General features: G+C 56.7%; 6 protein-coding genes and 1 pseudogene. All 7 read left to right on the forward strand.

Going from position 1 to position 5,616, the window contains the following annotated elements:
• A partial coding sequence (gene fliF / locus KQJ18_RS21095; RefSeq protein WP_216422664.1) for a flagellar basal-body MS-ring/collar protein FliF occupies positions 1-709 on the forward strand: 709 nt, incomplete at its 5' end.
• Complete coding sequence (fliG, locus tag KQJ18_RS21100) at positions 702-1,700, forward strand: flagellar motor switch protein FliG (RefSeq protein WP_003030443.1); 999 nt, start codon at positions 702-704, stop codon at positions 1,698-1,700. The genes fliF and fliG, both read left to right, overlap by 8 nt.
• Positions 1,693-2,400, forward strand: a complete 708-nt coding sequence (gene fliH, locus KQJ18_RS21105) for a flagellar assembly protein FliH (protein WP_069323568.1) — start codon at positions 1,693-1,695, stop codon at positions 2,398-2,400. Before fliG ends, fliH begins: the two co-directional genes overlap by 8 nt.
• Positions 2,400-3,770, forward strand: coding sequence for a flagellar protein export ATPase FliI (gene fliI / locus KQJ18_RS21110; protein WP_042307679.1), 1,371 nt, complete (start codon positions 2,400-2,402; stop codon positions 3,768-3,770). The genes fliH and fliI overlap by 1 nt, the downstream gene beginning before the upstream one ends.
• A 21-nt stretch (positions 3,771-3,791) precedes the next feature.
• A complete protein-coding gene (gene fliJ / locus KQJ18_RS21115; protein ID WP_003030438.1) occupies positions 3,792-4,235 on the forward strand; it encodes a flagellar export protein FliJ in 444 nt (147 codons plus the stop codon).
• Complete coding sequence (gene fliK / locus KQJ18_RS21120) at positions 4,232-5,446, forward strand: flagellar hook length control protein FliK (protein WP_216422665.1); 1,215 nt, start codon at positions 4,232-4,234, stop codon at positions 5,444-5,446. The genes fliJ and fliK overlap by 4 nt, the downstream gene beginning before the upstream one ends.
• Positions 5,447-5,550: 104 nt before the next feature.
• Positions 5,551-5,616, forward strand: a pseudogene (fliL, locus tag KQJ18_RS21125) (flagellar basal body-associated protein FliL); the annotation flags it as partial.

Here is a 5,616-nt window from a genome sequence, read left to right on the forward strand (position 1 = left end):
GGCTAATACCGCGCCAATCGCCAACCCACCGGCTAATCAGCAAAATGCGCAAACCACGCAGACAACGAATAACAGTAACAATGCAGGTCCGCGCAGTACGCAGCGCAATGAAACCAGTAACTATGAAGTCGACCGTACCATTCGCCACACCAAAATGAACGTTGGCGATGTGCAGCGTCTCTCGGTGGCCGTCGTGGTCAACTATAAAACGTTACCGGATGGCAAACCGCTGCCGTTAACTGCCGAACAGATGAAACAGATTGAGGATCTGACCCGCGAAGCGATGGGGTTCTCCGACAAACGTGGCGACACCCTGAACGTGGTGAACTCTCCGTTCACAGCGACCGACGATTCCATGGGTGAGCTTCCGTTCTGGAAACAGTCGTTCTTTATTGATCAGTTAATGTCCGCAGGTCGTTGGTTACTGGTTCTGCTGGTCGCCTGGCTCCTGTGGCGCAAAGCCGTTCGCCCGCAGTTGCTCCGTCGCAGTGAAGAAGCGAAAGCCGCGCAAGAACAAACACGTATCCGTCAGGAAACCGAAGAAGCGGTAGAAGTTCGCCTCAGCAAAGACGAACAGACCCAGCAACGTCGCACGAATCAGCGTCTGGGCGCAGAAGTCATGAGCCAGCGTATTCGTGAAATGTCAGATAACGATCCGCGCGTCGTGGCGCTGGTCATTCGTCAGTGGATGAGTAACGATCATGAGTAATGCCCTTACCGGTACCGATAAAAGCGTCATCCTGCTGATGACCATTGGCGAAGATCGCGCGGCGGAGGTGTTTAAGCACCTTTCCACGCGCGAAGTTCAGGCGCTCAGTACGGCGATGGCCAACGTACGCCAGATCTCCAATAAACAGTTGACGGAAGTGCTGGCGGAGTTTGAACAAGAAGCCGAACAATTTGCCGCGCTCAACATTAACGCCAACGAATATCTGCGCTCGGTGCTGGTGAAAGCGCTGGGTGAAGAACGCGCGTCCAGCCTGCTGGAAGATATTCTGGAAACCCGCGATACCACCAGCGGCATTGAAACGCTCAACTTTATGGAGCCGCAAAGCGCCGCCGACCTTATCCGCGACGAGCATCCACAGATTATCGCCACCATTCTGGTGCACCTCAAACGGGGCCAGGCGGCCGATATTCTGGCGCTGTTCGACGAACGTTTACGTCACGACGTCATGCTGCGTATCGCCACTTTCGGCGGCGTACAGCCTGCCGCGCTGGCGGAATTGACCGAAGTATTGAATGGTCTGCTCGACGGCCAGAACCTCAAGCGCAGCAAAATGGGCGGCGTGAGAACGGCAGCGGAAATCATCAACCTGATGAAAACCCAGCAGGAAGAAGCCGTTATTACCGCCGTGCGCGAATTCGACGGCGAACTGGCGCAGAAAATTATCGACGAGATGTTCCTGTTCGAAAACCTGGTGGACGTCGACGATCGCAGTATCCAGCGCCTGCTGCAGGAAGTGGATTCCGAATCGCTGCTGATTGCCCTGAAAGGCGCCGAACAGCCGCTACGCGAGAAGTTCCTGCGCAATATGTCGCAACGTGCTGCCGATATTCTGCGCGACGACCTTGCCAACCGCGGTCCGGTACGTTTGTCGCAAGTGGAAAACGAACAGAAAGCGATTCTGCTTATTGTGCGTCGTCTGGCGGAAACCGGCGAGATGGTGATCGGCAGCGGCGAGGATACTTATGTCTAACGAACTGCCGTGGAAAGTCTGGACCCCGGACGATCTCGCCCCACCGGTGGCGGAGTTCGTCCTGGCCGACCACAGTGAAACACCGTTGTCAGAAGAGACCGACGAGCCGGAACTCTCAGCAGAGCAACAGCTTGAGCAGCAGCTCGCGCAGTTGCAAATGCAGGCCCACGAGCAAGGTTATAACGCTGGTCTGGCGGAAGGTCGACAAAAGGGCCACGAACAAGGCTATCAGGAAGGGCTGAATCAGGGCCTGGAGCAAGGCCAGAACCAGGCGCGCGCGCAGCATGCGCCAATCACTGCCCGTATGCAGCAATTGGTGAGCGAATTTCAGAATACGCTGGACGCTCTGGACAGCGTGATTGCCTCGCGACTGATGCAAATGGCGCTGGAGGCGGCGCGTCAGGTGATAGGTCAGACGCCTGTCGTAGATAACGCGGCGCTGATTAAACAAATCCAACAGCTGTTGCAGCAGGAACCGCTGTTTAGCGGTAAACCGCAGTTGCGCGTACATCCGGACGATCTCCAGCGGGTGGAAGAGATGCTCGGTGCCACCCTCAGTCTGCACGGCTGGCGGCTGCGCGGCGATCCCACGTTGCATCACGGCGGCTGTAAAGTCTCTGCCGACGAAGGCGATCTGGATGCCAGCGTCGCCACGCGCTGGCAAGAGCTCTGCCGTCTGGCCGCGCCAGGAGTCGTGTAATGACCACTCGTCTGACTCGCTGGCTCAATACGCTGGACAACTTCGAAGAGAAAATGTCGCTGCTGCCTGCGGTGCGTCGTTACGGGCGTCTGACCCGCGCCACCGGGCTGGTGCTGGAAGCCACCGGATTACAGCTACCGCTGGGCGCCACCTGCGTCATTGAACGGCAGGATGGCAACGAAACCCAGGAAGTTGAAAGTGAAGTCGTGGGCTTTAACGGTCAGCGACTGTTTCTGATGCCGCTCGAAGAGGTCGAAGGCGTTCTGCCCGGCGCGCGTGTGTACGCGAAGAATATTGCCGGAGAAGGTCTGCAAAGCGGGAAACAATTACCGCTGGGTCCTGCTCTGCTGGGCCGGGTGCTCGACGGCAGCGGCAAACCGCTCGACGGTCTGCCCGCGCCGGACACCACCGAAACCGGGGCGCTGATGACGCCGCCGTTTAACCCGCTGCAGCGCACACCTATTGAACATGTGCTGGATACCGGCGTGCGCCCCATTAACGCGTTGTTAACCGTCGGGCGCGGTCAGCGTATGGGACTTTTCGCAGGTTCGGGCGTCGGTAAAAGCGTCCTGCTTGGCATGATGGCGCGTTATACCCAGGCCGATGTCATCGTCGTCGGGCTGATTGGCGAACGTGGCCGCGAAGTTAAAGATTTTATTGAAAATATTCTCGGCGCTGACGGTCGCGCACGCTCGGTGGTGATTGCCGCTCCGGCGGACGTTTCGCCGCTGTTGCGTATGCAGGGCGCGGCCTACGCCACGCGCATCGCCGAAGATTTCCGCGATCGTGGACAGCACGTATTGCTGATTATGGATTCCCTCACCCGCTATGCGATGGCGCAACGTGAGATCGCGCTGGCGATCGGCGAGCCGCCAGCAACCAAAGGTTATCCGCCGTCAGTATTCGCCAAATTACCGGCGCTGGTGGAACGTGCCGGGAACGGTATTCACGGCGGCGGGTCAGTTACCGCGTTTTACACCGTCCTGACCGAGGGTGACGATCAGCAGGACCCGATTGCCGATTCAGCACGCGCGATTCTGGACGGTCACATTGTGCTGTCCCGCCATCTGGCCGAGGCAGGTCATTACCCGGCAATCGATATAGAAGCCTCGATCAGCCGCGCCATGACCGCGCTCATTAGTGAACAACACTATGCGCGGGTGCGTAATTTTAAACAGTTGCTATCCAGCTTCCAGCGTAACCGCGATCTGGTCAGCGTTGGGGCGTATGCCAAAGGCAGCGATCCCATGCTAGATAAAGCCATCGCCTTATGGCCACAACTGGAAGCATTTTTACAGCAAGGCATCTTTGAACGGGCTGACTGGGAAGATTCCCTGCACGCTTTAGAACTGATTTTCCCTGGTGTGTGATTGAGCAGGAGAGCATAGGTCATGGCACAACATGGTGCATTAGCAACGCTGAAAGACCTGGCTGAAAAAGAGGTAGATGACGCTGCTGTCTTATTGGGAGAGATGCGTCGTGGCTGTCAGCAGGCGGAAGAACAGTTGAAAATGCTGATCGATTACCAGCATGAGTACCGTAACAATCTGAATAACGATATGGGTCAGGGTATTACCAGTAATCGCTGGATTAACTATCAGCAGTTTATTCAGACCCTGGAAAAAGCGATTGAGCAACATCGCCAGCAGCTCAATCAATGGACACAGAAAGTGGACCAGGCGCTGAACAGTTGGCGCGATAAAAAACAACGGTTGCAGGCGTGGCAGACTCTGCAGGACAGACAAACCTCGGCGGCGTTACTGGCCGAAAACCGTCTGGATCAGAAAAAAATGGATGAATTTGCTCAGCGTGCAGCTATGAGGAAACCCGAATGATTACTTTACCCCAACTGATTACCACCGACACCGACGTAGCCGCAGGTCTTCAGTCAGGCAAAGCGGTAGATTCACCCGAGGATTTTTTAGCGCTGCTGGCTGGCGCATTAGGTGCGGGCGACGCGCAGGGTAAAGGCGCGCCATTGACGCTTGCCGATTTACAGGCGGCGGGCAGTAAACTGCAAAAAGGGTTGCTGCAAAAAAATGGCGATGTCACACAGTCGGTCAAGTTAACCGATCTTCTGGCGCAAAAAGAGATGCAAACCGATGCTTCTCTTGCCGACATGACTGATGCTCAGCAACTGTTGTCAGCGCTGACGCCGTCGCTGAAAGTGAATGCCCTGACGACACTGGGCAAAACTGTTCAGCAGGATGAAAAAAACACCACGCTCAGCGATGACGATCTCGCCAACCTGAGCGCGCTGTTCGCCATGCTACCGGGACAACCGTTGGCGACACCTGCCGTCGACAACACCCCTGCCCCCGTTGATGCCTCGCTTTCGGCGTTGTCACGAGGCACGGCACATGGCGCTATCACCGATAACGCGGTCGAACTGCTGCCCGGTGACGCCAAAAAAGGCAAAACGGACATTGCCTCTCCTGGCAGCAGCCTGGATCAGACAAACAATCCGACGCTAACCCCACTGACGGTAGCGGCGGCGACCAGAGCGGAAATTGACAGCGCCCCTTCGCCGACCAGCATTGGCGTGACGGCGGCTCCGTTAAGTGTCCCACAGACACATGCTCAGCCGTTACCTACCGCCGCGCCGGTGCTAAGCGCTCCGTTGGGTAGTCAGGAATGGCAGCAATCACTGAGTCAGCACGTCACACTATTCACGCGCCAGGGCCAGCAGAGCGCAGAGCTGCGCCTGCATCCGCAGGATCTGGGTCAGGTGCACATTTCCATTAAGCTGGATGACAACCTCGCACAGTTGCAAATGGTATCACCACACAGTCACGTGCGCGCCGCGCTGGAAGCCGCGTTACCGATGCTGCGTACGCAGTTGGCTGACAGTGGGATCCAGTTGGGACAAAGCAACATTAGCAGTGAGAGCTTTGCCGGACAGCAGCAGTCTTCCGGACAGCAACAACAGGCTGGTCGCGCTCAGGGACAAGATATTTTTGCCGCTGAAGATGACGCCATCCTGGCAACGCCAGCCTCGCTGCAAGCCGCTGCCCGCGGTGATGGAGCAGTAGACATCTTCGCCTAACGCCAGAGGTAGCATGATTATCCGCGTCTTTTCCACGCTTTGTCGTGGACAGGACACGGGATAATCAGCCCATAAGCTGTACCGAAACAGGAAGCCCGTATCTGATGACTGACTCCGCGATTAACAAAAAAAGTAAACGCGCTATTTGGATCCCTCTGCTGGTATTAATT

The sequence above is a fragment of the Citrobacter sp. S55_ASV_140 genome (assembly GCF_018919505.1).
GTDB classification, from domain to species: domain Bacteria; phylum Pseudomonadota; class Gammaproteobacteria; order Enterobacterales; family Enterobacteriaceae; genus Citrobacter; species Citrobacter werkmanii.

Excerpts from the sequence above, each read along its gene's own strand:
- fliG (WP_003030443.1), top strand. The coding sequence starts at position 702 with ATGAGTAATGCCCTTACCGGTACCGATAAAAGCGTCATCCTGCTGATG.
- fliH (WP_069323568.1), top strand. The coding sequence starts at position 1,693 with ATGTCTAACGAACTGCCGTGGAAAGTCTGGACCCCGGACGATCTCGCC.
- fliI (WP_042307679.1), top strand. The coding sequence starts at position 2,400 with ATGACCACTCGTCTGACTCGCTGGCTCAATACGCTGGACAACTTCGAA.
- fliJ (WP_003030438.1), top strand. The coding sequence starts at position 3,792 with ATGGCACAACATGGTGCATTAGCAACGCTGAAAGACCTGGCTGAAAAA.
- fliK (WP_216422665.1), top strand. The coding sequence starts at position 4,232 with ATGATTACTTTACCCCAACTGATTACCACCGACACCGACGTAGCCGCA.